This window comes from Bradyrhizobium sp. CCBAU 21365 (assembly GCF_015291305.1).
GTDB lineage: Bacteria > Pseudomonadota > Alphaproteobacteria > Rhizobiales > Xanthobacteraceae > Bradyrhizobium > Bradyrhizobium elkanii.
Genome location: NZ_CP030036.1, coordinates 106,263 through 132,402, shown reverse-complemented (window position 1 = coordinate 132,402; position 26,140 = coordinate 106,263). Strand labels below are relative to the sequence as shown.

The window sequence follows — 26,140 nt, the reverse complement described above, 5'->3', positions numbered from 1 at the left end:
GCATGACCATCCGCCTGCATCGCGGCGACCTGCCCGATCTGTCCCGCTACACCGACTCGGTGGCGATCGACACCGAGACCATGGGATTGCATCCGCACCGTGACCGGCTCTGCGTGGTGCAGATGTCGAACGGCGACGGTACCGCCGACGTGATCCAGATTCCGAAGGGCCACACCGATTCGCCGAACCTGAAGGCGCTGCTCGCTAATCCCAAGATCACCAAGATCTTCCATTTCGCACGGTTCGACGTCGCGGTGCTTTACAACACGTTCGGCGTGATGCCGACGCCGGTCTATTGCACCAAGATCGCCTCGCGCCTGTCGCGTACCTACACCGATCGCCACGGCCTGAAGGATCTGGTGCGCGAGGTGCTGAACGTCGAATTGTCGAAGCAGCAGCAGTCGAGCGACTGGGGCGCGCAAAGCCTCAGCGAGGCCCAGCTCGCCTACGCCGCCTCCGACGTGCTGCATCTGCATGCGCTGCGCGACAAGCTGAATGTCATGCTCGCGCGCGAGGGACGGACAGATCTCGCCCAGGCCTGCTTCGACTTCCTCCCCACCCGCGCCAGGCTCGATCTCGACGGCTGGGAGGCCGAGGACATTTTCGCCCATTCATGATGTGCGCCGAATTCGTCGCGGCCGGGGCAGTTCCGCCCCGTTTCGGCCAAACTGTTCACGCGTGGTCCGGTGCGGGGGGCGCGAGGCGAGGTCCGGGCTGCATATTTGGGCGGCTCCGGCTAGAATAGGGGCAGTTTCGCGCCTCTGGAGCTCAGGTGAATTCGGTTCAGAATCCAGCCTATGTCACGGGCCTCGAGGCGCGCTTCGCCGCCGCCGCGCGGCACAGCCGCATGGTGCGGATCCTGCGCGTCGCGGTGCCCGCGATGGTCGGGCTGGCGATGGCCGTGATCATCTATATCGCGCTGTTCAATCCGTTCCACGACCTGATCCCTAAGCTGCCGCTCGAGATGGATAACCTCGTCGTGTCCGGCACCAAGATCACGATGGAAGCGCCGCATATCGCCGGCTTCTCCAACGACGGACGGCCTTACGAAATGTGGGCCAAGGCGGCGATCCAGGACGTCACCGATCCCGACCATGTCGAGCTGAAGACGATCCGCGCCAAGGTGGCGCAACAGGATCAGTCAACGGTGACGATGGACGCGCGCACCGGCTTCTTCGACAACAAGAAGCAGCTGCTCGACTTGCGCCAGGACATCTTCCTGCAGTCGTCCACCGGCTATGAGGCCCGGCTGACGCAGGCCTTCGTCGACATCAACAAGGGCAACGTGTCGTCGGACGAGCATGTCGACGTCAAGCTGCTCGACGGCACGCTCACCGCCGACAGGCTTCGGATCTACAACAGCGGCGAGCTGGTGCGGTTCGAAGGCAATGTCGTGATGAATCTCGACAAGCTCGGCGACAACAATGCCGCCCCGCCGGCCGAGCCCGCTCCACCGCCGCCGCCGTCACCGAAGCCGCGCAAATCCGCCAACACGAAATGATTTTGATGATGAGACGTTTTCCGCACGGCATGGCAATTGCGGCGTTCCTGTTCGCTCTTTTCGCCGCGAGTGCTGCGTTCGCGCAGGGCTCGATGAGCGGCGTGCCTAACGCCATGCAGGGCTTCTCGCAGAACCGCGACCAGCCGATCCAGATCGAGGCCGCCTCGCTGGAAATGCGCGACAAGAAAAAGGAGGCGACCTTCGCCGGCAATGTGAAGGTCGTGCAGGGCGACACCACCATGACGTCGAAGACGCTGGTCGTGTTCTACGAGGATAAATCGACCCAGGCGCCGGCGCCCGCCCCGACCGGCACCAAGGGTGCAGCCGCCAAGGGCGCCGCACCGATGCAGTCGGCAACGCCCGGCCCCGGCGGCGCCTCCTCGATCAAGCGGCTGGAGGCGAAGGGCAATGTCGTCGTCACCCAGAAGGACCAGGTCGTCACCGGCGAGACCGCGATCTTCGACACCAAGACCAATTTGATCACGATGCTCGGCGGCGGCGGCAGCCAGGTGGTGCTGACCCAGTGCCAGAATGTGCTGCGCGGCGACCGCCTTTTGGTCGACATGACCACCGGCGTCTCGCGCGTCGAAGCCGACAATGGCAAGGTACAGGGCCTGTTCATCCAGTCGCCGGGCGGACAGAGCGGCAAGTGCGGCACGCCGGCCGCCCCCGGCTCAGCCCCGGCCCCGTCGCCGCTGCAGCTGATTCCGGGCGGCAAGTCCAAGTAAGCCTCACGTAAGGTCAAGCAGAATCAATTGGTTAGATAATATTCTGCGGCCGCGAGGTTGAAGCCGGCGGGGCGAGACTGTATCTACTGCAGCGGCCCGGCCGAACAATGCGCCTCGAGGGGGATTATGTCGGCCGGGACAGGGGCATCCATTCATTCAAGGCGCGGGTGATCGCGCTTTGCCGTGTTGTTCGAGCATGATCTCCGCGCAAACGCGTCCGCTTTTGTCGCGCGGGAAGGCCGGTATTCCGATTTCCGGCTCATGCTTGCGGCTTCGCATGCGAATCGATCGATGCGCAGGCAAGGTCGCGGGATCACCGTGAAAGGCTGAAGCGAAGCGGGGATGGTGGATTTTCTCGGCATGTTCCGGCGGCGCTCTGCGAAACGCAGTACCGGATTTGCGCGCTCGCATGACGACATCACGGCGCTCGGCGACGAGTTCGGCGAGATGCTGACGTCTCCGGTGCGTGATGCGCCGCCGATGGCGCGCGCCGCGTCGGCTCCCGGCGTCGAGCTGCCGCGATCCCAGCCGGCAGCAGCGCCCGCACCGGCGCGTGCGAGGCCGGCCAGGAACAGCGCGCCCGCCGCGCCGCAGCTGATCAAGCGGCCGGGTTATCTGGCTGTGCATAGCGTGGAAAAGAGTTTTGGCAGCCGCCAGGTCGTGCGCGGCGTCAGCATCTATGTGCGGCGGGGCGAAGCGGTCGGCCTGCTCGGGCCCAACGGCGCCGGCAAGACCACCGTGTTCTACATGATCACCGGGCTGATCAAGGCTGATCGCGGCGCCATCGAGCTCGACGGCCACGACGTCACCAAGCTGCCGATGTACCAGCGCGCGCGCCTCGGCATCGGCTATCTGCCGCAGGAAGCCTCGATCTTCCGCGGCCTGTCGGTCGAGCAGAACATCCGCGCCGTGCTCGAGGTCGTCGAGCCCTCGAAGAAGAAGCGCGAGCACGAGCTGGACTCGTTGCTCGACGAGTTCAACATCACGCGGCTGCGCAAGAGCCCGTCGATCGCGTTGTCCGGCGGCGAGCGCCGCCGCGTCGAGATTGCGCGCGCGCTGGCGACGCGCCCGAATTACATGCTGCTCGACGAGCCGTTCGCCGGCATCGACCCGATCGCGGTCGGCGACATCCAGGACCTCGTCCGCCATCTCACCAACCGCGGCATCGGCGTGCTCATCACCGACCATAACGTCCGCGAGACGCTCGGCCTGACCGACCGCGCCTATATCGTCTATGCTGGTGAAATCTTGACTGAGGGAAGCCCGGAGGAGATCGTTAATGATCCCGATGTCCGTCGGCTTTACCTTGGCGAGGAATTCCGCCTCTAGCGCTATTTTCCGATCCGTCAAGCCGTGTACAAGGGCTTCGGACTAATATAAGCAAGAATCGAGCCAACTTTTAAGGTCGATCTTGTCTCCATGGCGCTGACGCAAAGACTAGAGTTCCGCCAGTCGCAGTCGCTGGTGATGACGCCGCAGCTGATGCAGGCGATCAAGCTGCTGCAACTGTCGAACCTGGATCTGTCGGCCTTTGTCGAGGAAGAGCTGGAGCGCAATCCACTGCTGGAGCGGGCGGCAGACGGACCGGAGCCGCCGGTGGCGGGCGAGCCGGCCATGGAGCGGCCGGATTACGGCGATTCCGATGGTTCCAGCAGCTATGGGGACGATGGCGACGCTTCCGACATGGCCGCAGGCCCAGGCGGCGAGGCCGCCTTCGAGCCCGGCCAGGAGGAATGGCTGAACCGCGATCTCGGCAGCCGCGCCGAGATCGAGCAGACGCTCGATACCCGCCTCGACAACGTGTTTTCCGAGGAGCCGGCGGAAGCGGCGGCGCGCGCCGCTCAGGATGCACCTCCGTCGGTCTACACCGAATGGGGCGGCGGCGCCTCCAGCGACGACGAGTACAATCTCGAAGCTTTCGTGGCCGCCGAGCTGACGCTTGCCGACCACCTCGCCGAACAACTCGCGGTGGCGTTCTCGGCGCCGGCGCAGCGCATGATCGGGCAGTATCTGATCGACCTGGTTGACGACGCCGGTTACCTGCCGGCCGATCTCGGTCAGGCCGCCGAGCGGCTCGGTGCGTCGCAGCAAGCGGTCGACGAGGTCGTCGCGGTGCTGCAGAAATTCGACCCGCCGGGCGTGTGCGCGCGAAACCTGAGCGAATGCCTCGCGATCCAGCTGCGCGAGCTCGATCGCTACGATCCGGCGATGCAGGCGCTGGTCGAGCATCTCGATCTGCTCGCCAAGCGCGACATCGCGGCCTTGCGAAAGCTCTGCGGCGTCGACGACGAAGACATCACCGACATGATCGCCGAGATCCGCCGGCTCGACCCGAAGCCCGGACTGAAGTTCGGCACCGCGCGGACGCAAACCATGGTGCCTGACGTCTATGTGCGCCCGGGTCCCGACGGCGGCTGGCATGTCGAGCTCAACAGCGACACTCTGCCACGCGTGCTGGTCAACCAGTCCTATTACGCTGAGCTGTCGAAGACGATCCGCAAGGACGGTGACAAGTCGTACTTCACCGACTGCCTGCAGAATGCGACCTGGCTGGTCCGCGCGCTCGATCAGCGCGCCCGCACCATCCTGAAGGTCGCGACCGAAATCGTCCGCCAGCAGGATGGCTTCTTCACTTATGGCGTCGCGCATTTGCGGCCGCTCAATCTGAAGGCGGTCGCGGATGCGATCCAGATGCATGAATCGACGGTGTCGCGCGTCACCGCCAACAAATACATGGCGACCAATCGCGGCAGTTTTGAATTGAAGTATTTTTTCACCGCCTCGATCGCGTCGGCCGACGGTGGCGAGGCGCATTCGGCCGAAGCGGTGCGTCACCACATCAAGCAATTGATCGACGGCGAGGCGCCGTCGGCAATCCTGTCCGACGACACGATCGTGGAACGTTTGCGCGCCTCGGGCATTGATATCGCCCGCCGCACCGTCGCGAAGTACCGCGAGGCGATGCGGATACCATCCTCGGTGCAGCGACGCCGTGACAAACAGAGCATGCTCGGTAATGCCCTTTCGGCCCCTGCCTCCTCATCCGACCGGTCGCGCGATACGGCCCCCGTTTAGGTTACTTCTTGAGCGTGACCCCGTCCGGGTACGGACTGGGCCATGCGCTCGTTGCGTTCGCGCCAAATCGGGATAGTCTCAATCTTTCCAGGTCGAGCGTCGTCCAGAAGGGGAGGTAACCGGAAGCCCAGCAAGCATCATGCTCCTGCAAGAGTGATCGCGGCATCCAGCAATTGAGGCATCAAATGACCCTTCGAATCTCGGGAAAGAGCATCAGCATCGGCGAGGCGCTTCGCGCGCGCGTCAGCGAGCGCACCGACGAGGTCCTGCGAAAGTATTTTGATGGCAACTATTCGGGTCACATCACGCTGAGCAAGGATGGCTTCGGCTTCCGAACCGATTGCGCGCTGCATCTGGATTCCGGCATCACGCTGGAAGCCGAATCCAATGCCGCCGACGCCTATGCCAGCGCGGACGCCGCGCTCTTGATGATCGAGAAGCGTCTGCGCCGCTACAAGAGCCGGCTGAAGGATCGTTCCGCCCGCAAGACCTATGCCGCGACTGCCGCGCTTGCCGAATTGAACGGCGTCGGGCTCGACGCGCCGAGCTACGTCATCGAGGCGCCCGAGAACGAGGACGAGGTCACCGAATACAGCCCGGTGATCATTGCCGAGGCAACCACCGCGCTGAAGCGGCTGTCGGTCAGCGAAGCCGTGATGGAGCTCGATCTGACGGGCGCCTCCTGCCTGGTGTTCCAGCATGGCGGCAGCGGCCGGTTGAACATCATTTACCGCCGTACGGATGGCAATGTCGGCTGGGTCGATCCGCCGGCGGTGAGCCCTTGAGGATAGTTGGCAGATGGCATTGACGTCCGAAGCCAGCCCTGCTTATGGTCCGCCGCCTCCAGGAACAAGGGAGGCGGAACAGGGTTCGCAGGTGTTGGCACCGCCGATACGTTGGAGTAGAAGCCCTGCCAACCGGACCCGGGCTAAGCCCGCATCCCACCTCATCTTCTTGACGCCGCCGCTGTAAAGCCTATTTCGCAACCTGACGGTCATTCACCTCGGAACGTCCCAATGCCGATTACCGATTTGGTCGCACCCGAGGCGATTCTCCCGGCTTTGAAAGTCATCAGCAAGAAGCAGGCGCTGCAGGAACTTGCCGCGCGTGCCTCCGCTCTGACCGGGCAGAATGAGCGCGCCATCTTTGAGGTGCTGCTGCAGCGCGAGAAGCTCGGCACCACGGCGGTCGGCTATGGCGTCGCCATTCCGCACGGCAAGCTGCCCAAGCTGGAGAAGCTGTTCGGCTTCTTCGCCCGCCTCGAGCGCCCGATCGATTTCGAGGCGATGGACGGCCAGCCGGTCGACCTGATCTTCCTGCTGCTGGCCCCCGAAGGCGCCGGCGCCGACCATCTCAAGGCGCTGGCGCGGATCGCCCGCCTGCTGCGCGACCAGGACGTCGCCAAGAAGCTGCGTGCCTCGCGCGACGCCCAGGCGATCTACTCGGTGCTCGCATTGCCGCCGGCGAGCGCGGCGTAATCATCCGAATCCGCGAATTCGTTTTCGCGCCATTGTCATCAGAGCGCAGCCAGTGCGTCACGCGCTGGCGTGCGCCAATGCGTTGTCGATCGTTCAGGCCCCGTAGCCCGGATGAAGCGAAGCGCAATCCGGGGCTACTCTAACCGCGGATAGTTCAGTCCCGGATTTCGCTTCGCTCCATCCGGGCTACGAAGCTGCATGCTTCGCAAGTCTCTCAGCAGATCGTCGGCAGCAGACGGCGGACCTCGTCGAGCAGATCGGGGATAGCCTTCTCGTCATTGGCGAGATGCCGGAGCAGCGCGCTCTGGAACAGGCCGTCGAACAGCGCGTACAGCGCAGCCGGTGACGATGCCGGCCGCTTGTTGCCGAGCTCGGCGTAGCGCGTGGCGATGCGCCAGATCATCGCTTCCAGGCTCTTGTCGATCTCGAGCACGTCCTTGCGGAACGCGGGCTCGAACATTGCCTGCGAGCGCAGATCGTACCAGAGCCGATGCATGCGCGCTTCGTTCTCGAGCGTGGCCGCGAGCTTGGCGAGGAAGCCTTCGGTCAATTCGTCGCGGCTGCGTGCTGTCGTCACCACCTCGTCATAGCGCGTCACGCATTTCGCCTTGTAGTGGCGGACGCAGCAGCAGATCAGGTCGAGCTTGTCGCTGAAGTAGTAGTGAAACACGCCGTGCGTGAATGCGGAGTTCTGCGCGATCTCGCGCAGGCTGGTGCGTGCGAAGCCGAGCTCGCCAAGCGTTTCCAGCGCGGCCTCCGCGAGCTCGACGCGCCGCGCGTTGAACTTCTCGTCGCGCAGCGCCTCGGCCGCCACAGCCACGCGTTGGGCCGCCCCTGTCGCTTGCCGCGCCATTCCGTGCCTTTCCTCTGCTTCTTCCCTCGAACAACTATACCGCGGCGACCGCGGCGCACTCCATCTCTTCACAACCATCCTCTTTGACACTTGTCAAATTCAGACTTGACAAGTGTCAAGTTCCTGGACGAGGGTTGGCGAAATAATTTGGACAACCGTCAAGACGGCTGACCAATCGACAAACCAGGAGGAAATGCACCGCCGGGGCGCGCCAACGCTGCGCCCTGCCGACGCCGGCCGCGACCATCAATGCGCTTCAAATGCGCAGGCCCCCGGCCCACGCTGCCTCAGCACCACCATCAATCGGCAAGCAAAGGGAGGACTACGTCATGAGTGGGAAGAGCCTTGAAGGCAGGAAAGCCCTGGTCACCGGCGGCGCCCGGGGGATCGGCGCGGCGATCGCGCAGGCACTGGCGCGGTCCGGCGCCGCGGTCATGATCGGCGATATTCTCGACGACGCCGGCAAGGCCAGCGCTGCCGAGATCGCCAAGGCCGGGGTGAAGACCGGCTTCGTCAAGCTCGACGTCACTGACGATGGGCAATGGGAAAGGGCCGCCGCAGCGACGGTTGAAACCCTCGGCGGCTTCGACATCCTGATCAACAATGCCGGGATCGAGATCACCTCGCTGGTCGCCGACATCAAGGCCGAGGACGCGCGCCGCATGTGCGACGTCAACATCGTCGGAACCGTGCTCGGCATGAAGCACGCCTTCCGCGCGATGCGGCCGGGCGGCGCAGCGGGCAAGGGCGGCGCGGTCGTCAACATCGCTTCGGTCGCGGCGACGATCGCCTTCCCGAGCATCGCGGTCTATTCCGGCACCAAATCCGCGGTCGACCGCATGACGCGCGTCGGCGCGATGGAAGCCGGCAAGCTCGGCTACGGCGTGCGCGTCAACTGCATCTATCCCGGCCTGATCCCGACCGACATGGGCCTGCAACTCGCCAATGACATCGTGAAGATCGGTCTCGCGCCCGACGTCAACGCAGCGGTCGGCTCGGTGGTGGAGCAGACGCCGCTCGGCAAGCTCGCCGAGGTCTCCGACATCGCCGACGCCGCCGTGTTCCTGTGCTCGAACGATGCGCGCTTCATCACCGGCATCGGCCTGCCGGTCGACGGCGGCATGGGTATGTAGCAACAAGGCTGACAACAAGCATTTCGGAGGATCGCAATGAGCGAGAAGAAGCCCGTCATCGTCTATGGCGCTTCCGGCTACACCGGCCGGCTGGTCTGCGAATATCTGCGCGAGTACAACATCCCCTTCATCGCCGCTGGCCGCAGCGCCGAGAAGCTCAACGCCGCGATGAAGTCGAACGTGGCCGGCATCGAGGCCGCCGACTACGAGGTCGTGTCGGTGCCGCACACCGTGGCCGCGCTGACCGAATTGTTCAAGGGCGCGTCGGTGGTGCTCAACACTGTGGGCCCCTTCGCCAAGTTCGGCGGCGAGGTGGTACAGGCCTGCCTGGCTGCCAGGTGCCACTATACGGACACGACCGGCGAGCAGGACTGGCTGATCACGCTCGAACATGAGTTCGGCACGAGGTTCGCCAATGCCGGCCTGCTGCTGGCGCCGGGCATCGCGCAGATGTACACCACCGGCGAGATCGCTGCGCAGCTGTGCCTGGAAACGCCCGGCCTCGACACGCTCGACATCGCCGTGTTCTGGGGCGGCAGCCCGACCATCGCCTCGACGCAGACCATCCTCGTCAACGCCGCGATGGCCAAGGCGTACTACCTGGAGCAGAACAAGTACGTCGAGCATCAGGCCGATGCCGGCCTCTACAACCTCGCCATCCCCGGCCAGCACGAGCTGGCGCTGGCGCTGCCGTGGGGCGGCACCTCGCACCCGGTGTGGTTCAAGCAAGATCCGCGCGTGGCCAATGTGAAGGTGCTGGGCGGCGTGTTCAATCGTGCGCTGATGCTGGGCGTGCCGCAGATCGTCGCCGCCGCCCTGGAGGCGACCAAGGACATGAATCCCGACGATCGCTACGCCGCGTTGGCGCAGACCGCTGCCGGCGTGATGAACACCATGCCGCCGCGCGAGAACCCGCGCGTCAACAAGTCGCTGGATTCGGTGTATGCCTCCGGCCCGCTGGGGCGCGCGCACTGCGTCATCTACGGCAACAGCAACTACAAGCAGACCGGCATGCTGCAGGCCTATGCTGCCGCGCACCTGCTGCAGCAGCCGCCCAAGCGCGTAGGCTTCGCCTCCGGCTGTCAGGCGTTCGGCCATCGCGAGCTGCTCGGGCAATTGCGGAGTTTTGGGCTGGTCGGCAAGCCAGTCCTGACCGTGCATGATTGAGCTCGAGCCCCGCTCGGATCGGGGCTCAACACTCCGTTCCCTGAAGCGTTTTCGTTTTGCTCGAAAACGCTCCTTCCGCGGGTGACGCGTAGCGCGTCACCCGCCTCTTGCGCGAGACCTGCCATGCGCTTCATCGATTATCTCGACAAGGGTGCCTCGCTCGGCACCGACGCGCCGTGTCTCACGATGGATGGGCGCGACCTCAGTTACGGCGAGGTGCAGCGGCTGAGCTATCGCATCGCGCGCGGCCTCGAGCGGTCGGGCATCGCTCCCGGCGAGAAGGTCGCGATCCTGTCCGGCAACGATCCGCTCGCTTTCGCCTGCGTGTTCGGCATCTCGCGTGCGGCCGCCGTGTGGTGCCCGATCAATCCACGCAACGAGGCGGCCGAGAACAAGTTCATTCTCGATCAGTTCGATTGCAGCCTGCTGCTGTTCCATTCGAGCTTCGCGCCGATGGTCGACGCCGTCAGGCAGGATCTGCCCAAGCTGCGTACGCTGGCCTGTCTCGACGCCGAGCTGCCGTTCGCGCCGTCATTCGAGCGCTGGCTCGGCGGCCTTACTGATGAAGTCTATCAGCGTGAGACGATCGACGATCTCGCGATGATCCCGGGCACCGGCGGCACCACCGGCAAGCCGAAGGGCGTGATGCTGTCGGGACGCAACATCGAAGCGATGACCGCGCTGACCCTGATGGGTTACCCGTTCAAGGGCCGTCCGATTTATCTCGCGCTGGCGCCGCTGACGCATGCCGCCGGCGTGCTCTGTTTTCCGATCATGACGCTGGGCGGCCGCGTCGTGATCATGCACCACCCTGACATCGGCGAGTTCCTGGCGCTGATCGAGCGCTATCGCGTCACCCACACCTTCCTGCCGCCGACCGTGATCTACATGCTGCTCGATCATCCCGGGCTCGACGCGGCCGATCGCAGCTCGCTGCAATGCTTCTGGTACGGCGCGGCACCGATCTCGGCGACGCGGCTCGCGGAAGCCCTGAAGCGGATCGGGCCGATGGCGCAGCTGTTCGGCCAGACCGAGGCGCCGATGATGATCTCGATGATGCCGCCCGCCGATCACTACAATCCGGACGGCACCATCGCGATGGAGCGACTTTCGTCGGCCGGGCGGATCGGCCCGCTGGTGCAGGCCGGCATCATGGATGGCGACGGCAAGCTGCTGCCGGCGGGATCGCGCGGCGAGATCGTGGTGCGCGGATCGCTGGTCATGGAAGGCTACTACAAGAACCCCGAGGCCACGCGCGAGGCTTCGGCGCATGGCTGGCACCACACCGGCGATATCGGCTACATCGACGGCGACGGCTATCTCTATATCGTCGATCGCGCCAAGGACATGATCATCACCGGCGGTTTCAACGTGTACTCGATCGAGGTCGAGAACGCGTTGCGCGCCCACGAGGCGGTGCAGGATTGCGCCGTCATCGGATTGCCCGACGACAAATGGGGCGAGCGGATCGTCGCCGTGGTGCAGCCGCGCGCCGGCCACACCGTCGAGGCGACCGCGCTCGCCGCCTTCGTCAAGCAGCAGATCGGCAGCGTCAAGACGCCGAAGCAGATCGAGGTCTGGGACGATCTTCCGCGTTCCAAGGTCGGCAAGGTGCTGAAGCCGGACATCCGCGCGCGGCTGGTGCAACGCTAGAGCTTTTCCCGTTCCGATGGAATCGGAACGGGGCTCTAGATTCTTGTTTTGACGCGTTTTCTTCACGCGAACCGGTATCCACTTCGCTCGAAAACGCTCTAGCCCGCGCGATCCGGTGTCTACCTCTTGCCGTACTCGGTGAAGACGTAGTCGCGATTCTGTACCACGGTGTGGCACGCATAGCCGCACTTCGCGTCGTTTTCCTGGGGCGGATTGTCCGCCGTGGTGGCGGGCCTGAACACATCTGACGCCGCGTCATACTCGAACGCGCCGTATCCCCATCCGCCGCTGTCCGCGAACCTCTTGCTGTCCTTGACCATGAAGTCGACGTCGTGCTGCGCGCCCGGGACTGTCGGCTGGCCGGGATACGCCTCCTGCTTCTTCGGGATCCAATGGATCTTCGCCATCTTGGCGCCATCCGGGAACGGCTTGCCATTGCCGGGTATGCCTTCCCGGAATGCGCCGATCATCGCCGGATTGCCCAGGATCGCGGCGATGACGCCTTCGTTCTCGCTGATCGCGATCACGGGCCAGTCCTCGTATCCCCTGAACTCGGAGAACGCGAGACCATTGGGCACCTGCAGGCTGTACTTGTCCTGCGCGGAAATCGCGACACCAGTCGCGAGGACGGAAATCGACACCGAAGCAACGAGATTGATCAGCGAGCTCTTCTGCATGGTCGCATCTCCTTATCGATTTGGCGGCGAATGAATCTTGCTGGAAATCCCCTTATCGCGACGTTGCTCTCTGCAAAGCTCGGGACTGCGCTGAACGCTGGTCGCGGGAACTGATAACAGCACGGAATTGCGACGAGCGAAATGGAGCCGCCGTCCCAAGCGACGCAAAGAACGGTTCAAATAGAGCCGGCCGCGACCGGAGGAATTGAGAAGTGTGAGCGCCTATTGACAAGCGGCCGGTCACGCCAGAAGACGAACACGCGCAATATCGAACCAAGGGATGACTGATGTCCCGCGATTTTCGCCTTGATCGCGTTCCCGTCGACGTTCTCGCTTACGAGCTCGCCGAAGAGAGGGCGAGTGCGCTCGGCCGCATGGGCCGCGCGCTGGAACAGGCGCTCGCCAGGCTGCGCGAGTTCGACGCCGCCCATCCGCGCGCTGAAGCACCGGCGTCCACACAACAGGCACGGCGCCTCCTGGTGCGGGAGGCCGGCCATGCGCTCTGGATGTTCGTGGTGCAGCGGGAGGCCTGCGGGCTGCGCAACAACCGCATGCTGATGCGCGATTACAACGTGCCCGGCGAGGTGCAGCTCAGCATGGGCCCGCTGCTCGCCACGTCGACCACATCGCCATAAAAAACGCGCGGGCCGCCTCGGTGTCGAGGCATGCCCGCGCATTGAATTCGCGGATGCTAATTCAACCCTGCGTCAATGGACGCTGACGGCCTGCAGCTCGTTGCTCCACGCATTCGCGACCGCGGCTTCGCGGCTGTCGGTCAGCATGATCGGCGTGCCGTCGGCGGCGTGCAGTGCGAACAGTTTGAGGCCCGGCGCGATCTTCGGCGCCTGCGGAAAGAGATCTGGCACGTCCTCGGAGCGGACCTGCTTCACATAGGCGATATGACCTTCGCCCAGATGGGCCAGCGCTTCCGGCGTGACGCTCTCGGATTCGATGGTGGTGGTACTCAGTTCACTCATGGTCTCGACTCCTCAGTCAGATAAGCGGTCGAGTCCGCTCGTTGTTTCTATTATTCGTGCTCATTGATAGCGATTGTCTTAATGACCCGTTCAGGTTCCGGCCTGGCCAGATCAATCGACAACAACCCGTTCTTCAGATCCGCGCCCAGCACCTGCATCCCCTCCGCCAGCACGAAGGTGCGCTGGAAGTGGCGCGCGGCGATGCCGCGATGGATGTATTGCCGAGCCTTGTCGTCCTGCTGGCGGCCGCGGATGACGAGCTGATTTTCCTCAATAGTTACATCGAGTTGGTCGCGGGTGAAGCCCGCCACCGCCAGCGTGATGCGCAGCCGTTCAGGCTGCCCGTTGGTACGGTCACACCGCTCGATGTTGTACGGAGGATAGCCGTCGGCGCCCTTCACGACGCGGTCGAGCGCACGCTCGATCTCGTCGAATCCCAGAAGGAACGGACTGGACAACGATGGAACACGAGACATTACAAAGTCCTCTCGAAGCGACTTTGAGGGGCCCTTGCGGCGCCCCATGCAACCGGCGGGCCGTCTGGCCTCCGGTCAGTGAAGGATATGGGGGCGATCTGGATAGCGTTCAAGCAGCCCCGAAACCAGCCTAAACGCCCGCAACATGAGGGTAAATTCTTCCCGATCGGTTACTCCCCGACGCGCTTGCGGCCGTCGGCGGTAAAAAGATGCAGCTTGTCGCGGGGGGCGACGGCCCGGATCCGCTCGCCGATGGCGGGACCCGAGACACCGGGAACCCGGACGATCACCTCGCCGGGCGGCAGCTCGCCTGGATTGGCGGCAACGCCCTGCTCCTCGCGCTGGCGGCTGCCATAGACGAAGGTCTCGGCGCCGACATGCTCGATCGCCTCGACCGTGAGGCCGAGCGCGACGCCGCCCGATGCGGTCTCGCTCGAGATCACGAAATCCTCGGGCCGGATCCCGACAATGCCGGCGCCGTCGGCGCCCGCGATCTGGGACTTCAGCTCGTCCGCGCGCAGCGGCATCAGGTTCATCGGCGGGGCGCCGATGAAGGAGGCGACGAAGGTGGTCGCCGGCTTCTGGTAGATGTCCAGCGGATTACCGACCTGCTCGACCTGGCCGCCGTTCATGACGACGAGGATATCGGCGAGCGTCATCGCCTCGAGCTGGTCGTGGGTGACGTAGATCGACGTGGTGTTGAGCCGGCGCTGCAGCTTGCGGATCTCGACCCGCATTGCGATGCGCAGCTTGGCGTCGAGGTTCGACAGCGGTTCGTCGAACAGGAACACTTTCGGCTGGCGCACGATGGCGCGGCCCATCGCGACGCGTTGGCGCTGGCCGCCGGAAAGCTGGCGCGGCTTGCGCTCCAGCATCGGCGACAGCTCGAGGACGCGCGCGGCTTCCTCGACGCGGGTTTTGATCTCGGCCTCGGCCATGCCGCGGTTGCGCAGGCCGTAGGCCATGTTGTTGTAGACGCTCATATGCGGATAGAGCGCGTAGTTCTGGAACACCATCGCGATGTCGCGATCGGCGGGCTCGACCTGGTTGACGACGCGGCCGCCGATGTCGATCTCGCCGCCGGTGATGGTCTCGAGTCCCGCGACCATGCGCAGCAGCGTGGACTTGCCGCAGCCGGATGGGCCGACCAGCACGCAGAATTGGCCGTCGCCGACGTCGACATCGACGCCCTTGATGGCCTCGAAGCCGCCGGGATAGGTCTTGCGGACGCTGCGCAGCGTGACGTTAGCCATTACTTTTCCGTCTCCACCAATCCGCGCACGAACAGTTTCTGCATCACGACGACGACGAACACCGGCGGCAGCATCGCGAGCAACGCGGTTGCCATCACGATCGGCCATTCGGTCAGCGCATCGGTCGTCGTGATCATCTTGCGGATGCCGACCTGGATGGTCTGCATGTCGTCGCGCGTCGTGATCAGAAGCGGCCAGAGGTACTGATTCCAGCCGAGGATGAAGAGGATCACGAACAGCGCCGCCATGTTGGTGCGCGACAGCGGCAGCAGCGTATCCCAGAAGAAGCGGAACGGGCCTGCGCCGTCGATCCGCGAGGCCTCCAGCAATTCATCCGGCACGGTCATGAAGAACTGGCGGAACAGCAGCGTCGCGGTCGCTGACGCGATCAGCGGCAGCGACAGGCCGGCATAGCTGTCGAGCAGATGCAGATCGGCGACGATCTTGTAGGTCGGATAGATGCGCACCTCGACCGGCAGCATCAAGGTGATGAAGATGATCCAGAAAATCGCCATCCGGAACGGAAATCGGAAATAGACGATCGCGTAGGCCGAGATGATCGAGATCGCGATTTTGCCGACCGCGATCAAGAGCGCCATGATCAGCGAGTTCAGCATCATGTGGAGCACCGGCTCGCGGGTCGAGCCGCTCGTGCCGACAAACAGCGTCTGGTAGTAGGTCTCGAGGAAATGGCCGCCGGGCAGCAGCGACATCTGGCCGTTGGCGATCACGGCGTTGTCCTGGGTCGAGGCGACCAGCGCGAGATAGACCGGGAAGGCGACGATCGCGATCCCGATCCACAGGATGACGTGAGCCAGATAGCGCTGGAAGCCTTCCTCCTCGACCATCAGTAGGTCACCTTGCGCTCGACGAAGCGGAACTGGATCGCCGTCAGCATGACGACGATGACCATCAGGATGACCGACTGCGCCGCCGACGAGCCGAGATTGCCGCCGAGCAGTCCGTCCGTATAGACCTTGTAGACCAGCGTCTCGGTTGCCTTGCCGGGACCGCCGCGGGTCATGGTGTCGATGATGCCGAAGGTGTCGAAGAAGGCGTAGACGATGTTGATGACCAAGAGGAAGAAGATGGTCGGCGACAGCAGCGGGAAGATCACGGTCCAGAACCGCCGCATCGGGCGGGCGCCGTCGATCGCGGCGGCCTCGATCACGCTCCTCGGGATGCTTTGCAGCCCGGCGAGGAAGAACAGGAAATTGTAGGAGATCTGCTTCCAGGCCGCGGCGAGGATGATCAGGGCCGCCGCCTGGTCGCCGTCGAGCAGCGGATTCCAGTCGACGCCCATGCCGCGCAGATAGCGCGACAGCACGCCGAGCGAGGGGTGCAGCATGAACACCCAGAGCACGCCGACCACCGGCGGGGCCACCGCATAGGGCCAGATCAGCAGCGTGCGATACAGCGTCGAGCCGCGCAGCGGCCTGTCAGCCATGACCGCGAGCAGCAGCGCGAAGGACAGCGAGGAGACCGCGATCGCGAACGAGAACACGAAGGTTCGGACGATCGCCGCGAAATAGGCCGGCTCCTTGAACAGATCGAGATAGTTCTCGAACCAGACGAAGCTGGTGGAGAGGCCGAAAGCGTCCTGCAGCAGGAAGGATTGGATCACCGCCTGCACGGCCGGCCAGTAGAAAAAGATCAGAACGATCGCGAGTTGCGGGGCAACCAGCGCGTAAGGCAACAGCTTTGATTGGAAAATCGCTTGCTTTTGCATGGGCTCGGAAGAAGGGCAGGCAGCGGATGCGGCCTGCCGGTTGATGGCCCTAAAGCGCGATGAGATGAGGTCGGATCGTCATCGCGCTTTAGCTTGTCGTCAGGGCATGATCTTTTCGGAAAACCGCTGCGCGCTTTTCCGGATCATGCCCGAAGGCATCATGTCAGCGGACGGCGGTCTTTTCAAACTGCCGCAGCATCTGGTTGCCGCGCTCGACGGCGGCGTCCAAAGCCTGCTTGGCGGTCTTCTTGCCGGCCAGCGCCTGCTCGATCTCCTCCGACCACATGTCGCGCAGCTGCACCATGTTGCCGAGGCGCAGGCCGCGGGAATTCGCGGTCGGCTCCTTGTTGGTGAGCTCGAGCAGCGGGGTCTCGAGATAGGGCTGGTCCTTGTAGAAGCCCTCTTCCTTGGCCTTGGCATAGGCGGCCTTGGTGATCGGCAGATAGCCCGAGGCCTTGTGGATCCAGATTTGGCGGTCGGTGTCCGAGAGGAAGGTCAGGAACTTGGCCACGCCCTTGTATTCCTCGGCCGACTTGCCGCCCATCACCCAGAGCGAGGCGCCGCCGATGATCGAATTCTGCGGCGCGCCCTTGGCGTCGGGATAATAGGGCATCGGCGCCGCGGTGAAGTTGAACTTGGCCTGCGCCTTGACGTTGCCGAAGAAGGCCGACGAGGTCAGGTAGATCGGGCATTCGCCGGAGGTGAAGCGGCCTTCGCCGGTGTTGGTGCGGCCGGCATAGTCGTAGGTCTTGTCCTTCTGCAGCTCGACGAGGTTCTCGAGATGCTTGACCTGCAGCGGGCCGTTGAATTCGAGCACGGTGTCGAAGCCGTCGAGGCCGTTGGCCTTGCTGGCGAGCGGCACATTGTGCCAGGCCGAGAGCTGTTCGAGATTGACCCAGGTGACCCACGAGCCGGAGAAGCCGCAGGTGGCGTAGCCGGCCGCCTTCAGCTTCTTGGCGTCGTCGAACACTTGCGGCCAGGTCTTCGGAATCTCCGCGATGTTGGCCTTCTTCAGCGCATCGAGATTGACCCACATCACCGTCGACGACGAGTTGAAGGGGAACGACAGCATCTCGCCCTTCGAGGTCGAGTAGTAGCCGGTGATCGCGGGCAGATAGACGCTCGGGTCGAACTTCTCGCCGGCGTCGGCCATCAGCTTGTAGACCGGTTTGACGGCGCCGGTGGCGGCCATCATCGTCGCGGTGCCGACCTCGAACACCTGCATGATATGCGGCGCGTTGCCGGCGCGGAACGCGGCAATGCCGGCGTTCATGGTGTCGGCGTAGCCGCCCTTGTAGGTCGGGATCACCTTGTAGTCGGATTGCGAGGCGTTGAAGTCGTTGGCCAGCTTGACGATGACGTCGTTGTTGGCGCCGGTCATCGCGTGCCACCACTGGATCTCGGTCACCGCAAACGCGGGCGACGCGAATGCAAGCGCGGCAGCGGCTGCCGCAGCAGCGCCTAGTCGTCGAAAGATCATCAAAACCCCTCCCAATTGGAACATCATCTTTCGTTGCGCGCGTTATCAGCGCCGGATGACGTTCAAATGACCGTATAAACGAAAGTCATGGTAGGGGGGAAGCCGAAGCGAAGGGAAGCGGTAAAAAAGGCGAAGACCGCAGCCGGCTCCGTGCGGTGCAACGCCGGACGCGACGTTGCACCGCAGTGTTGATGCGTCGGCCGGTTCGAGACGGGCCGACGCTCCAGCTTTGTCCTGACGCGAACCGGTGCCCATCCCGCATCACGTGCGGGACAGGCTCGAAACGCCTTTAGCGCTTGCGCTGGGGACCGCAGACCACGCCCTTCTCAACCAGGCCGTTGATCTCGTCCTTCGCGTAGCCGAACTCGCCGAGCACTTCGGCCGCGTGCTGGCTGAACTTCGGCGGCGTGCGGCGCAGGTTCGGCTTGGTGCGTTCGAGGCGGATCGGCGAGGCGACGCCCTTGTACCAATCCTTCTCGATGACGTCGCCGCGATGGATGGTGTGCGGGTTGGTCAGCGCCTGGTCGATCTTCTGCACCGGGCCGGCCGGCAGGCCGGCGGCGAGCAGCCGGTTGCACAGCGGCTCGGCCTCGTGCTGGCTGAATACCGCTGCCAGCTCGGCGCGGAGCGCATCGCGGTTGGCGATGCGGTCCTTGTTGCGGGCAAAGCGCGGATCGGTGCCGAGCTCCGGCTTGCCGATCTCCTTGGCGAGCTTGCGGAAGGTGCCGTCATTGCCGACGCCGATGAAGATGTTGTCGGTCTTGGTCGGGAAGATCGCGTACGGCACGAGGTTGGGATGCTCGTTGCCGGTCAGCGACGGCGGCTTGCCATGCATGAAATAGTTCGCGGTGTGCGGATGCATGATCGCGAGCCCGGTCTCGTACAGCGTGGTCTCGATGAACTGGCCGAGCCCCGAGCGCTGCCGCTCCGACAGCGCCATCAGGATGCCGATCGTGGCGTAGAGCCCGGTGGTGATGTCGACCAGCGGCACGCCGATCCGCATCGGGCCGCTCTCCGGCGAGCCGGTCGCCGCGATCATGCCGGTCATCGCCTGGATGATCGCGTCATAGCCGGGATTGCCGCCGCGCGGGCCGTCGGCGCCGAAGCCGGAGATCCGGCAATGCACGAGGCGCGGAAATTTCGCGCGCAGCACGTCGTTGCCGATGCCCCATTTGTCGAGCGTGCCCGGCTTGAAATTCTCGATCAGCACGTCGGCGGTCTCGAGCATCTTCATCAGCACCGCGCGTCCGCCCTCGGAGGCGAGGTCGAGGCCGATCGAGCGCTTGTTGCGGTTGATGCCGACGAAATAGGCCGCGTCCTCGTCATGGAAGGGAGGGCCCCAGTCGCGCACCTCGTCGCCGGCGGGCGGCTCGACCTTGATCACGTCGGCGCCGTGGTCGGCGAGAATCTGGGTGCAATACGGACCGCCGAGCACGCGCGTCAGATCGATCACGCGCAGGCCGGTCATCGCGCCCGTAGCCGCTGGGGTATTCATGGAAGCAACCTTCGCTCAGTTGGGATCAGATAACGAGGGTCCCAGAGCTAACGGTCTTCAGCCGGGGCAGCAATGCTTCCGTCGGCGCAGGCCCATGCAGCAGGCGGCGCATGCGTTCGCCAAGCGAACCGGCCGCTGAAAGAGCGATGGTCCGCCACGTGTCGCGGCGGACCATTGCGTGATGTGGAATTAGACGACGCTCAGCTTGACGTCGACATTGCCGCGGGTCGCGTTGGAATAGGGGCACACCTGGTGGGCCTTCTCGACCAGCGCTTCGGCATCGTTGCGGGCGAGGCCGGGCAGCGACACCGCGAGCTCGACGGCGAGGCCGAAGCCGCCTTCCGAGCGCGGGCCGATGCCGACCGTCGAGGTCACCGAGGCGTCGGCGGGAACCTTGGGGCCGCCCTGCGAGGCCACGAACTTCATTGCGCCGATGAAGCAGGCGGCATAGCCGGCGGCGAACAGCTGCTCCGGATTGTTGCCGGCGCCGCCGCCGCCACCGAGCTCCTTCGGGGTCGTGAGCTTGACGTCGAGCGCGCCGTCGAGCGTTGCCGCATGGCCGTCGCGGCCGCCGGTTGCCTTGGCGCTGGTCTTGTAGAGCACGTTCACAGACATCGTGGTCTCCCTTGGTGGGTTGGGCTTGAATTCGACGACGAATGTATTGCACGCAAATAGATTGTACACAATATAAAATATGCTGCCTCACATTTAATTGTTCGCAATTGAATCCGCGGTCCCGTGAGCCCAGAATGAGCCTGAAACGAGATGGATTCGATGGGAATCATGGCCAGGAAACCGACGGCGGCGGATCCGGCGCTGCGGCTCGATAACCAGATCTGCTTTGCGGTCTATTCGACCGCGCACGCCTTCAACCGCGTCTACAAGCCGCTGCTCGACCGGCTCGGGCTGACCTATCCGCAGTATCTCGTGATGCTGGCGCTGTGGGAGCGCGACGACGTGGCGGTGAAGGACCTCGGCGAGCGCCTGTTCCTGGATTCCGGCACGCTGACGCCGCTCTTGAAGCGGCTGGAGGCGGCGGAGTTGATCAGGCGGACCCGCAGCACCGCGGACGAGCGCGTGGTGCTGATCGCGCTGACGCCGCAGGGCCACGCGCTGCGCGAAAAGGCCAAGGCCGTGCCGCAGTCGATCCTCGCGGCCTCGGACTGCACCGTTGGCGAACTGATGGCGATGAAGGACGAGATCGTCGCGCTGCGCGACCGGCTGAATGCGGTGCTGGGGGAATAGGGGGCGGAGGCGGGCGGTTAGAGGCGCTTCCTGGCGAAGGCGCGGCCGGACGCGGACTTCAGATATTTTTCAAAAGCGACGGCCTGCTTCTCGTCGCTGAAAGCGACGTAGGTCTTGAGCCGCCACGGTCCAAATTTGGATGTATGGGGCACTTCCCCGGCATTGTGCTTAGCCAGTCTGGCCCGCAGATCGTCGGTAATCCCGACATAGAAGTGCAGGCAATCAAGGCTCTCGAGAATGTAAACGTATTTCATCTGTTCCCCCAACACACGGTTGGTGGGGTGGATGCCAACGCATTCGGATTTCGGAGAGAGCCCGGCTTCGCCCTTCGGGCTACGCCGCGGCAGCCTTCGCTCACTTCGCTACGAGGGACTTTCCGGGCTTGCCGAGCCGAAGCTCGCGAAGCGAGCGAAGGCTGGTGGAGCCAGGCGGGATCGAACCGCCGACCTCTTGCATGCCATGCAAGCGCTCTCCCAGCTGAGCTATGGCCCCTTATCCAGTTGGGATGATCCTGGGGGATCGATCCCGGCCCGCGCGGCCTGGACGACTCGCGCGGCAGCACCGTTGATCATAGATCGGCGCCGATCTCAAGTCTCTTCGTCGCCGCCGACGTCACCAATAATGTCGGTGACGTCCTCATCGCCCTCTTCCTCGTCGGCGATGAAGGTCGAATCGTCGTCGTCATCGTCGTCGATGGTCTCATCGACCTCGATATCGTCCTCGGATTCGGGAACCTGGGCCTTGACCTTCCCGGTGTTCTCCTCGGCATCGGCCTCCTCGAGCGAGACCATCTCTTCGGCCTCGGCGGGCTCCGGCATGTCGGCTGCGGTCGCGGGCGAACTGACGGTGGCGCCGCGGCCCCGCGCCGGGGCGACCGGCGCGATCGGCACGACTTCGCCGGTATAGGGCGAGATCACCGGATTCTTGTTGAGGTCGTAGAACTTCTTGCCCGTGGTCGGGCAAATGCGCTTGGTTCCGAGCTCGGACTTGGCCACGTGGTAATCCCAGAATTTTCCTGAAAAACGGAGCTTCACTTGGCTAGTTGAGAGGCTGCTGTCAATAGCGGTTTGCGCGCAAGTGACGGGCGCGTGACGTGGTGTTGCCTATGTGATACCTGCCGCGGCGCGAGAGGACACAATCTTGGCCCAATCTGACACCCCGACCCCGCTGGAATCGCGCACGTGCGGCCCCCTGGCTGGCACGGTCCGCGTTCCCGGCGACAAATCGATTTCCCACCGTGCGCTGATCCTAGGGGCGCTTTCGGTCGGCGAAACCCGCATTTCCGGCCTCCTGGAGGGCGAGGACGTCCTCAATACCGCCAAATCCATGCGTGCCTTGGGCGCCAGGGTGGAACGGACGGCGCCGTTTACCTGGTCGGTCGCAGGCGTCGGGGTCGGCGGGTTTGCCCAGCCTGCCGCGCCGCTCGATTTCGGCAATTCTGGCACCGGCTGCCGGCTGGTGATGGGCGCGGTGGCTGGCTGCCCGATCGCCGCCATTTTCGACGGCGACGCCTCGCTGCGCTCGCGGCCGATGCGCCGCATCCTCGACCCGCTGGAGCTGATGGGCGCCCGAACCAGCGACATCAGGGAGGGCGGCCGGCTGCCGCTCACCCTGCACGGCGCCCGCTATCCGGTGCCGATCGTCTACAAGACGCCGGTCGCCTCGGCCCAGATCAAGTCCGCGGTGCTGCTGGCGGGGCTCTCTGCCCCCGGCATCACCACTGTGATCGAGCAGGAGGCGAGCCGCGACCACACCGAGCTGATGCTGAAGCATTTCGGCGCCGAGATCTCCTCCGAGAAGGAAGGCAGCCACGGCAGGCGAATCTCGCTGCACGGCGAGCCCGAGCTGCACGGCGCCAACGTCGTGGTGCCCGCCGATCCGTCCTCCGCGTCATTCCCGATCGTGGCCGCACTGATCGTCGAAGGCTCCGATGTCGTGTTCTCCGACGTGATGACCAATCCGCTGCGCACCGGCCTGTTCACGACGCTGCGCGAGATGGGCGCCTCGATCGAGGAGAGCGATGTGCGCGGCGATGCCGGCGAGCCGATGGCGCAGCTGCGGGTGCGGGCCTCGAAGCTGAAGGGCGTCGAGGTGCCGCCGGAGCGCGCGCCGTCGATGATCGACGAATATCTGGTGCTGGCGGTCGCGGCCGCCTTCGCCGAGGGCACCACGATCATGCGCGGCCTGCAGGAGCTGCGCGTCAAGGAATCCGACCGCCTTGAAGCAACCGCCGACATGCTGCGGGTCAATGGCGTCAAGGTCGAGGTGTCCGGCGACGATCTGATCGTCGAGGGCCGCGGCCATGTTCCAGGCGGCGGTCTCGTTGCCACACATATGGACCATCGTATCGCGATGTCGGCGCTGGTGATGGGCTGCGCCTCCGATCGGCCGGTGAAGATCGACGACACCGGTTTCATCGCCACCAGTTTTCCGGATTTCATCCCGATGATGCGCGCGCTCGGAGCTGATTTCGCATGATCATCGCCATCGACGGACCCGCCGCCTCGGGCAAGGGCACGCTCGGCAAGCGGCTCGCCCACCACTACGGCTACCGCCATCTCGACACCGGCGTGATCTACCGCGCGGTGGCCTATGCGATGATGCAAGCCGGTGCCGAGCTCAGCAACGAGGTGCTGGCGGTGGCTGCGGCGCTCGAGCTCGACCCCGAAAAGTTCGGCAATCCGATCCTGAAGACCCAGAAGGTCGGCGATGCCGCCTCCGTGGTGTCGGCCATTCCGCAGGTTCGCGAGGTGCTGGTGAACTTTCAGCGCCAGTTCGCCGCCGATCCGCCCGGTGCGGTGCTGGATGGACGCGACATCGGTACCGTGATCTGCCCGGATGCCGACGTGAAGATCTTCGTGGTCGCCGACCCCCGCGTGCGGGCACGGCGGCGCACGCTGGAGGCGCGCGCCCGCGGCGAGGACGCCGACGAGGAGGCGGTGCTCGCCGACATCCTCAAGCGCGACGAGCGGGACAAGAACCGGGCGATTGCACCCCTGCGGCCGGCTGCGGACGCCCACACGCTGGACAATTCCAATCTGGACATCGAGGCCGGCGTCCGCGCCGCCATCGCCATCGTCGAGGCGGCGCGCGCCAGGCGCTAGAACAGCAGGCATGGCGGGCGGTTTTGGCCCGAAAACCCAGCAAAATTGGGCATTTCCTGCTTGCCGAAAGCAGCCTGCGGGGCTATATCAGCGCCGTTCGGAGCACCGTCGACCATGTCGAGGCCGTGTCTGAGCGGGCCGGCGATGGGTTTGAGCCAATCTCAAACGAAACCAACGCCGCATCTGGAGGAACGCCCGCTCCCAGGTCTTGCAGTCGATATTTTCGTTTCAGGCTCCGGATCTATCAAACGTACCGAACGTGCAGTCTTGCTGCCGGCCCGCTGTTGCACCTCCTGCAATGAGCGGTCGTCAGGGTTTGCGGAGCCCTGACACTTCACGCACGGTGCGCCCATCAACCCGAACGGCCGGCGAGATCCCGCATCTGGAGAACAAATGGTTTCGAATTCTGCGTCTTCCTATACTCCCACCCGCGACGACTTCGCGGCGATGCTTGATGAGTCCTTTGCCGGCGGCAATTTGCAGGAAAGCTCGGTCATCAAGGGCAAGGTGGTTGCAATTGAGAAGGACATGGCCGTCATCGACGTCGGCCTGAAGACCGAAGGTCGCGTTGCGCTGCGCGAATTCGCCGGCCCCGGCCGTGAAAGCGACCTCAAGGTCGGCGACGAAGTCGAGGTGTTCCTCGACCGTATCGAGAATGCGCTCGGCGAAGCCGTGCTGTCGCGCGACAAGGCGCGCCGCGAGGAAAGCTGGGGCAAGCTCGAGAAGGCGTTCCAGAACAACGAAAAGGTCAACGGCGTCATCTTCAACCAGGTCAAGGGCGGCTTCACGGTCGACCTCGACGGTGCGGTGGCCTTCCTGCCGCGCTCGCAGGTCGACATTCGTCCGATCCGCGACGTTGCGCCGCTGATGAACAATTCCCAGCCGTTCCAGATCCTCAAGATGGACCGCCGCCGCGGCAACATCGTGGTGTCGCGCCGCACGGTTCTCGAAGAGACCCGCGCCGAGCAGCGCCAGGAGCTGGTGCAGAACCTCGAAGAGGGTCAGGTGATCGACGGCGTGGTCAAGAACATCACCGATTACGGTGCGTTCGTTGATCTCGGCGGCATCGACGGCCTGCTCCACGTGACCGATATCGCCTGGCGCCGCGTCAACCATCCGACCGAGGTGCTGACCATCGGCCAGACGGTGAAGGTCAAGATCATCAAGATCAACCACGAGACGCACCGCATCTCGCTCGGCATGAAGCAGCTGCTGGATGATCCGTGGCAGGGCATCGAAGCCAAGTACCCGCTGGGTGCCCGCTTCACCGGCCGCGTCACCAACATCACCGACTACGGCGCGTTCGTCGAGCTCGAGCCGGGCATCGAAGGCCTGATCCACGTCTCCGAGATGTCGTGGACCAAGAAGAACATGCACCCCGGCAAGATCGTTTCGACCTCGCAGGAAGTCGAAGTGCAGGTGCTGGAAGTGGATTCGGTCAAGCGCCGCATCTCGCTCGGTCTCAAGCAGACCATGCGCAATCCCTGGGAAGTCTTCGTCGAGAAGTTCCCGGTCGGTTCGGTGGTCGAGGGCGAGGTCAAGAACAAGACCGAGTTCGGTCTGTTCCTCGGTCTCGAGGGCGATGTCGACGGCATGGTCCACCTCTCCGACCTCGACTGGAAGCTTCCGGGCGAGCAGGTCATCGACAACTTCAAGAAGGGCGACATGGTCAAGGCCGTGGTGCTCGATGTCGATGTCGAGAAGGAGCGCATCTCGCTCGGCGTCAAGCAGCTCGAAGGCGACCCCTTCGCCGAGCCGGGCGACGTCAAGAAGGGCGCGGTCGTGACCTGCGAAGTGCTCGAGGTGAAGGAGAGCGGCATCGAGGTCCGGATTTCGGGCACCGAGTTCACCACCTTCATCAAGCGGTCCGAACTGGCCCGCGACCGCAACGACCAGCGCGCCGAGCGCTTCGCCGTCGGCGAGAAGGTCGATGCCCGCGTCATCCAGTTCGACAAGAAGGCCCGCAAGGTGCAGGTCTCGATCAAGGCGCTGGAAGTCGCCGAAGAGAAGGAAGCCATCGCGCAGTACGGCTCGTCCGACTCGGGTGCGACGCTTGGCGACATCCTCGGCACCGCGCTGAAGAACCGCGGCACCGACAAGTAAGCGTTCGCGCGAT

The 26,140-nt window shown here is 64.3% G+C and carries 27 protein-coding genes and 1 tRNA gene; 15 read left to right on the top strand and 13 right to left on the bottom strand.

Annotated elements, in window-relative coordinates:
- The first annotated feature begins 2 nt into the window (after positions 1–2).
- The 7 genes from XI02_RS00600 to ptsN all read left to right on the top strand — a co-directional run bounded on the left by XI02_RS00600 (position 3) and on the right by ptsN (position 6,782).
- On the top strand, positions 3–617 hold the full coding sequence (locus XI02_RS00600) for a ribonuclease D (protein ID WP_016843549.1): 615 nt from the start codon (positions 3–5) through the stop codon (positions 615–617).
- Between the two features lie 155 nt (positions 618–772).
- A complete protein-coding gene (gene lptC / locus XI02_RS00595) occupies positions 773–1,501 on the top strand; it encodes an LPS export ABC transporter periplasmic protein LptC (protein WP_018269292.1) in 729 nt (242 codons plus the stop codon).
- Between the two features lie 5 nt (positions 1,502–1,506).
- Positions 1,507–2,229: an LptA/OstA family protein gene (locus XI02_RS00590; protein WP_028341725.1), complete on the top strand. Its 723-nt coding sequence runs from the start codon at positions 1,507–1,509 to the stop codon at positions 2,227–2,229.
- Between the two features lie 342 nt (positions 2,230–2,571).
- A complete protein-coding gene (gene lptB, locus XI02_RS00585) occupies positions 2,572–3,558 on the top strand; it encodes an LPS export ABC transporter ATP-binding protein (RefSeq protein WP_069279039.1) in 987 nt (328 codons plus the stop codon).
- A gap of 90 nt (positions 3,559–3,648) precedes the next feature.
- On the top strand, positions 3,649–5,304 hold the full coding sequence (rpoN, locus tag XI02_RS00580; RefSeq protein ID WP_016843545.1) for an RNA polymerase factor sigma-54: 1,656 nt from the start codon (positions 3,649–3,651) through the stop codon (positions 5,302–5,304).
- 185 nt (positions 5,305–5,489) lie between these two features.
- Entirely contained in the window at positions 5,490–6,089 is a 600-nt protein-coding gene (gene hpf / locus XI02_RS00575) for a ribosome hibernation-promoting factor, HPF/YfiA family (RefSeq protein ID WP_016843544.1), read from the top strand.
- A gap of 231 nt (positions 6,090–6,320) precedes the next feature.
- Positions 6,321–6,782 (top strand): PTS IIA-like nitrogen regulatory protein PtsN, encoded by a 462-nt coding sequence (gene ptsN, locus XI02_RS00570; RefSeq protein ID WP_016843543.1) that lies wholly within the window; start codon positions 6,321–6,323, stop codon positions 6,780–6,782.
- Positions 6,783–6,996: 214 nt separating this feature from the next.
- On the opposite strand, the gene XI02_RS00565 is transcribed toward ptsN, so the two are convergent.
- Positions 6,997–7,635, bottom strand: coding sequence for a TetR/AcrR family transcriptional regulator (locus XI02_RS00565; protein WP_050383465.1), 639 nt, complete (start codon positions 7,633–7,635; stop codon positions 6,997–6,999).
- 329 nt (positions 7,636–7,964) lie between these two features.
- On the opposite strand from XI02_RS00565, the gene XI02_RS00560 reads away from it, so the two are divergent.
- The 3 genes from XI02_RS00560 (at position 7,965) to XI02_RS00550 (ending at position 11,588) form a co-directional block, all read left to right on the top strand.
- Complete coding sequence (locus XI02_RS00560) at positions 7,965–8,768, top strand: SDR family NAD(P)-dependent oxidoreductase (protein WP_172646240.1); 804 nt, start codon at positions 7,965–7,967, stop codon at positions 8,766–8,768.
- Between the two features lie 36 nt (positions 8,769–8,804).
- A complete protein-coding gene (locus XI02_RS00555) occupies positions 8,805–9,935 on the top strand; it encodes a DUF5938 domain-containing protein (protein ID WP_172646241.1) in 1,131 nt (376 codons plus the stop codon).
- 123 nt (positions 9,936–10,058) lie between these two features.
- On the top strand, positions 10,059–11,588 hold the full coding sequence (locus XI02_RS00550; RefSeq protein WP_172646242.1) for an AMP-binding protein: 1,530 nt from the start codon (positions 10,059–10,061) through the stop codon (positions 11,586–11,588).
- Positions 11,589–11,707: 119 nt separating this feature from the next.
- Here the strand turns inward: XI02_RS00550 and XI02_RS00545 are convergent, their stop codons facing one another.
- Positions 11,708–12,265 (bottom strand): cytochrome P460 family protein, encoded by a 558-nt coding sequence (locus tag XI02_RS00545; RefSeq protein ID WP_028337528.1) that lies wholly within the window; start codon positions 12,263–12,265, stop codon positions 11,708–11,710.
- A 287-nt stretch (positions 12,266–12,552) separates the two neighbouring features.
- Between XI02_RS00545 and XI02_RS00540 the strand changes: the two genes are divergently transcribed.
- Positions 12,553–12,900 carry a DUF6665 family protein gene (locus tag XI02_RS00540; RefSeq protein ID WP_016843537.1) on the top strand — a complete coding sequence of 116 codons (348 nt, stop codon included), beginning with the start codon at positions 12,553–12,555 and terminating at the stop codon, positions 12,898–12,900.
- Between the two features lie 72 nt (positions 12,901–12,972).
- Here the strand turns inward: XI02_RS00540 and XI02_RS00535 are convergent, their stop codons facing one another.
- The 8 genes from XI02_RS00535 to XI02_RS00500 form a co-directional block, all read right to left on the bottom strand.
- Positions 12,973–13,242 carry a DUF1150 domain-containing protein gene (locus tag XI02_RS00535; RefSeq protein WP_016843536.1) on the bottom strand — a complete coding sequence of 90 codons (270 nt, stop codon included), beginning with the start codon at positions 13,240–13,242 and terminating at the stop codon, positions 12,973–12,975.
- A 50-nt stretch (positions 13,243–13,292) separates the two neighbouring features.
- The gene (locus XI02_RS00530; protein ID WP_021082592.1) at positions 13,293–13,718 is read right to left on the bottom strand and encodes an Hsp20 family protein; all 426 of its coding nucleotides are present in this window, start codon (positions 13,716–13,718) and stop codon (positions 13,293–13,295) included.
- Between the two features lie 170 nt (positions 13,719–13,888).
- Positions 13,889–14,971, bottom strand: a complete 1,083-nt coding sequence (locus XI02_RS00525; protein WP_172646243.1) for a sn-glycerol-3-phosphate import ATP-binding protein UgpC — start codon at positions 14,969–14,971, stop codon at positions 13,889–13,891.
- The gene (gene ugpE / locus XI02_RS00520; RefSeq protein ID WP_137478385.1) at positions 14,971–15,819 is read right to left on the bottom strand and encodes a sn-glycerol-3-phosphate ABC transporter permease UgpE; all 849 of its coding nucleotides are present in this window, start codon (positions 15,817–15,819) and stop codon (positions 14,971–14,973) included. The genes XI02_RS00525 and ugpE overlap by 1 nt, the downstream gene beginning before the upstream one ends.
- Positions 15,819–16,700, bottom strand: coding sequence for a sn-glycerol-3-phosphate ABC transporter permease UgpA (gene ugpA, locus XI02_RS00515; protein WP_172646244.1), 882 nt, complete (start codon positions 16,698–16,700; stop codon positions 15,819–15,821). The genes ugpE and ugpA overlap by 1 nt, the downstream gene beginning before the upstream one ends.
- Before the next feature lie 163 nt (positions 16,701–16,863).
- Positions 16,864–18,180 carry a sn-glycerol-3-phosphate ABC transporter substrate-binding protein UgpB gene (gene ugpB / locus XI02_RS00510; RefSeq protein ID WP_018269285.1) on the bottom strand — a complete coding sequence of 439 codons (1,317 nt, stop codon included), beginning with the start codon at positions 18,178–18,180 and terminating at the stop codon, positions 16,864–16,866.
- 289 nt (positions 18,181–18,469) lie between these two features.
- Positions 18,470–19,675 (bottom strand): CaiB/BaiF CoA-transferase family protein, encoded by a 1,206-nt coding sequence (locus XI02_RS00505; protein ID WP_069279033.1) that lies wholly within the window; start codon positions 19,673–19,675, stop codon positions 18,470–18,472.
- Between the two features lie 189 nt (positions 19,676–19,864).
- Positions 19,865–20,290, bottom strand: a complete 426-nt coding sequence (locus XI02_RS00500) for an organic hydroperoxide resistance protein (protein WP_026192038.1) — start codon at positions 20,288–20,290, stop codon at positions 19,865–19,867.
- Positions 20,291–20,458: 168 nt separating this feature from the next.
- On the opposite strand from XI02_RS00500, the gene XI02_RS00495 reads away from it, so the two are divergent.
- A complete protein-coding gene (locus XI02_RS00495) occupies positions 20,459–20,920 on the top strand; it encodes a MarR family winged helix-turn-helix transcriptional regulator (RefSeq protein WP_172646245.1) in 462 nt (153 codons plus the stop codon).
- A 17-nt stretch (positions 20,921–20,937) separates the two neighbouring features.
- Here XI02_RS00495 and XI02_RS00490 read toward each other — a convergent pair whose 3' ends face one another.
- From XI02_RS00490 to XI02_RS00480, 3 genes are all read right to left on the bottom strand, one after another.
- Complete coding sequence (locus XI02_RS00490) at positions 20,938–21,174, bottom strand: GIY-YIG nuclease family protein (RefSeq protein WP_172646246.1); 237 nt, start codon at positions 21,172–21,174, stop codon at positions 20,938–20,940.
- 162 nt (positions 21,175–21,336) lie between these two features.
- A tRNA-Ala gene (locus XI02_RS00485) sits at positions 21,337–21,412 on the bottom strand.
- A 95-nt stretch (positions 21,413–21,507) separates the two neighbouring features.
- Positions 21,508–21,915 carry a TIGR02300 family protein gene (locus XI02_RS00480; RefSeq protein ID WP_018269282.1) on the bottom strand — a complete coding sequence of 136 codons (408 nt, stop codon included), beginning with the start codon at positions 21,913–21,915 and terminating at the stop codon, positions 21,508–21,510.
- A 145-nt stretch (positions 21,916–22,060) separates the two neighbouring features.
- Here XI02_RS00480 and aroA point away from each other — a divergent pair, with 145 nt between their 5' ends.
- From aroA to rpsA, 3 genes are all read left to right on the top strand, one after another.
- On the top strand, positions 22,061–23,398 hold the full coding sequence (gene aroA / locus XI02_RS00475; protein WP_016843524.1) for a 3-phosphoshikimate 1-carboxyvinyltransferase: 1,338 nt from the start codon (positions 22,061–22,063) through the stop codon (positions 23,396–23,398).
- Positions 23,395–24,024 (top strand): (d)CMP kinase, encoded by a 630-nt coding sequence (gene cmk / locus XI02_RS00470; RefSeq protein ID WP_172646247.1) that lies wholly within the window; start codon positions 23,395–23,397, stop codon positions 24,022–24,024. The genes aroA and cmk overlap by 4 nt, the downstream gene beginning before the upstream one ends.
- A gap of 393 nt (positions 24,025–24,417) precedes the next feature.
- A complete protein-coding gene (rpsA, locus tag XI02_RS00465) occupies positions 24,418–26,127 on the top strand; it encodes a 30S ribosomal protein S1 (RefSeq protein WP_018269280.1) in 1,710 nt (569 codons plus the stop codon).
- Positions 26,128–26,140 lie beyond the last annotated feature (13 nt).

Excerpts from the sequence above, each read along its gene's own strand:
- XI02_RS00600 (WP_016843549.1), top strand. The coding sequence starts at position 3 with ATGACCATCCGCCTGCATCGCGGCGACCTGCCCGATCTGTCCCGCTAC.
- XI02_RS00590 (WP_028341725.1), top strand. The coding sequence starts at position 1,507 with ATGATGAGACGTTTTCCGCACGGCATGGCAATTGCGGCGTTCCTGTTC.
- lptB (WP_069279039.1), top strand. The coding sequence starts at position 2,572 with ATGGTGGATTTTCTCGGCATGTTCCGGCGGCGCTCTGCGAAACGCAGT.
- rpoN (WP_016843545.1), top strand. The coding sequence starts at position 3,649 with ATGGCGCTGACGCAAAGACTAGAGTTCCGCCAGTCGCAGTCGCTGGTG.
- hpf (WP_016843544.1), top strand. The coding sequence starts at position 5,490 with ATGACCCTTCGAATCTCGGGAAAGAGCATCAGCATCGGCGAGGCGCTT.
- ptsN (WP_016843543.1), top strand. The coding sequence starts at position 6,321 with ATGCCGATTACCGATTTGGTCGCACCCGAGGCGATTCTCCCGGCTTTG.
- XI02_RS00565 (WP_050383465.1), bottom strand. The coding sequence starts at position 7,635 with ATGGCGCGGCAAGCGACAGGGGCGGCCCAACGCGTGGCTGTGGCGGCC.
- XI02_RS00560 (WP_172646240.1), top strand. The coding sequence starts at position 7,965 with ATGAGTGGGAAGAGCCTTGAAGGCAGGAAAGCCCTGGTCACCGGCGGC.
- XI02_RS00555 (WP_172646241.1), top strand. The coding sequence starts at position 8,805 with ATGAGCGAGAAGAAGCCCGTCATCGTCTATGGCGCTTCCGGCTACACC.
- XI02_RS00550 (WP_172646242.1), top strand. The coding sequence starts at position 10,059 with ATGCGCTTCATCGATTATCTCGACAAGGGTGCCTCGCTCGGCACCGAC.
- XI02_RS00545 (WP_028337528.1), bottom strand. The coding sequence starts at position 12,265 with ATGCAGAAGAGCTCGCTGATCAATCTCGTTGCTTCGGTGTCGATTTCC.
- XI02_RS00540 (WP_016843537.1), top strand. The coding sequence starts at position 12,553 with ATGTCCCGCGATTTTCGCCTTGATCGCGTTCCCGTCGACGTTCTCGCT.
- XI02_RS00535 (WP_016843536.1), bottom strand. The coding sequence starts at position 13,242 with ATGAGTGAACTGAGTACCACCACCATCGAATCCGAGAGCGTCACGCCG.
- XI02_RS00530 (WP_021082592.1), bottom strand. The coding sequence starts at position 13,718 with ATGTCTCGTGTTCCATCGTTGTCCAGTCCGTTCCTTCTGGGATTCGAC.
- XI02_RS00525 (WP_172646243.1), bottom strand. The coding sequence starts at position 14,971 with ATGGCTAACGTCACGCTGCGCAGCGTCCGCAAGACCTATCCCGGCGGC.
- ugpE (WP_137478385.1), bottom strand. The coding sequence starts at position 15,819 with ATGGTCGAGGAGGAAGGCTTCCAGCGCTATCTGGCTCACGTCATCCTG.
- ugpA (WP_172646244.1), bottom strand. The coding sequence starts at position 16,700 with ATGCAAAAGCAAGCGATTTTCCAATCAAAGCTGTTGCCTTACGCGCTG.
- ugpB (WP_018269285.1), bottom strand. The coding sequence starts at position 18,180 with ATGATCTTTCGACGACTAGGCGCTGCTGCGGCAGCCGCTGCCGCGCTT.
- XI02_RS00505 (WP_069279033.1), bottom strand. The coding sequence starts at position 19,675 with ATGAATACCCCAGCGGCTACGGGCGCGATGACCGGCCTGCGCGTGATC.
- XI02_RS00500 (WP_026192038.1), bottom strand. The coding sequence starts at position 20,290 with ATGTCTGTGAACGTGCTCTACAAGACCAGCGCCAAGGCAACCGGCGGC.
- XI02_RS00495 (WP_172646245.1), top strand. The coding sequence starts at position 20,459 with ATGGCCAGGAAACCGACGGCGGCGGATCCGGCGCTGCGGCTCGATAAC.
- XI02_RS00490 (WP_172646246.1), bottom strand. The coding sequence starts at position 21,174 with ATGAAATACGTTTACATTCTCGAGAGCCTTGATTGCCTGCACTTCTAT.
- cmk (WP_172646247.1), top strand. The coding sequence starts at position 23,395 with ATGATCATCGCCATCGACGGACCCGCCGCCTCGGGCAAGGGCACGCTC.
- rpsA (WP_018269280.1), top strand. The coding sequence starts at position 24,418 with ATGGTTTCGAATTCTGCGTCTTCCTATACTCCCACCCGCGACGACTTC.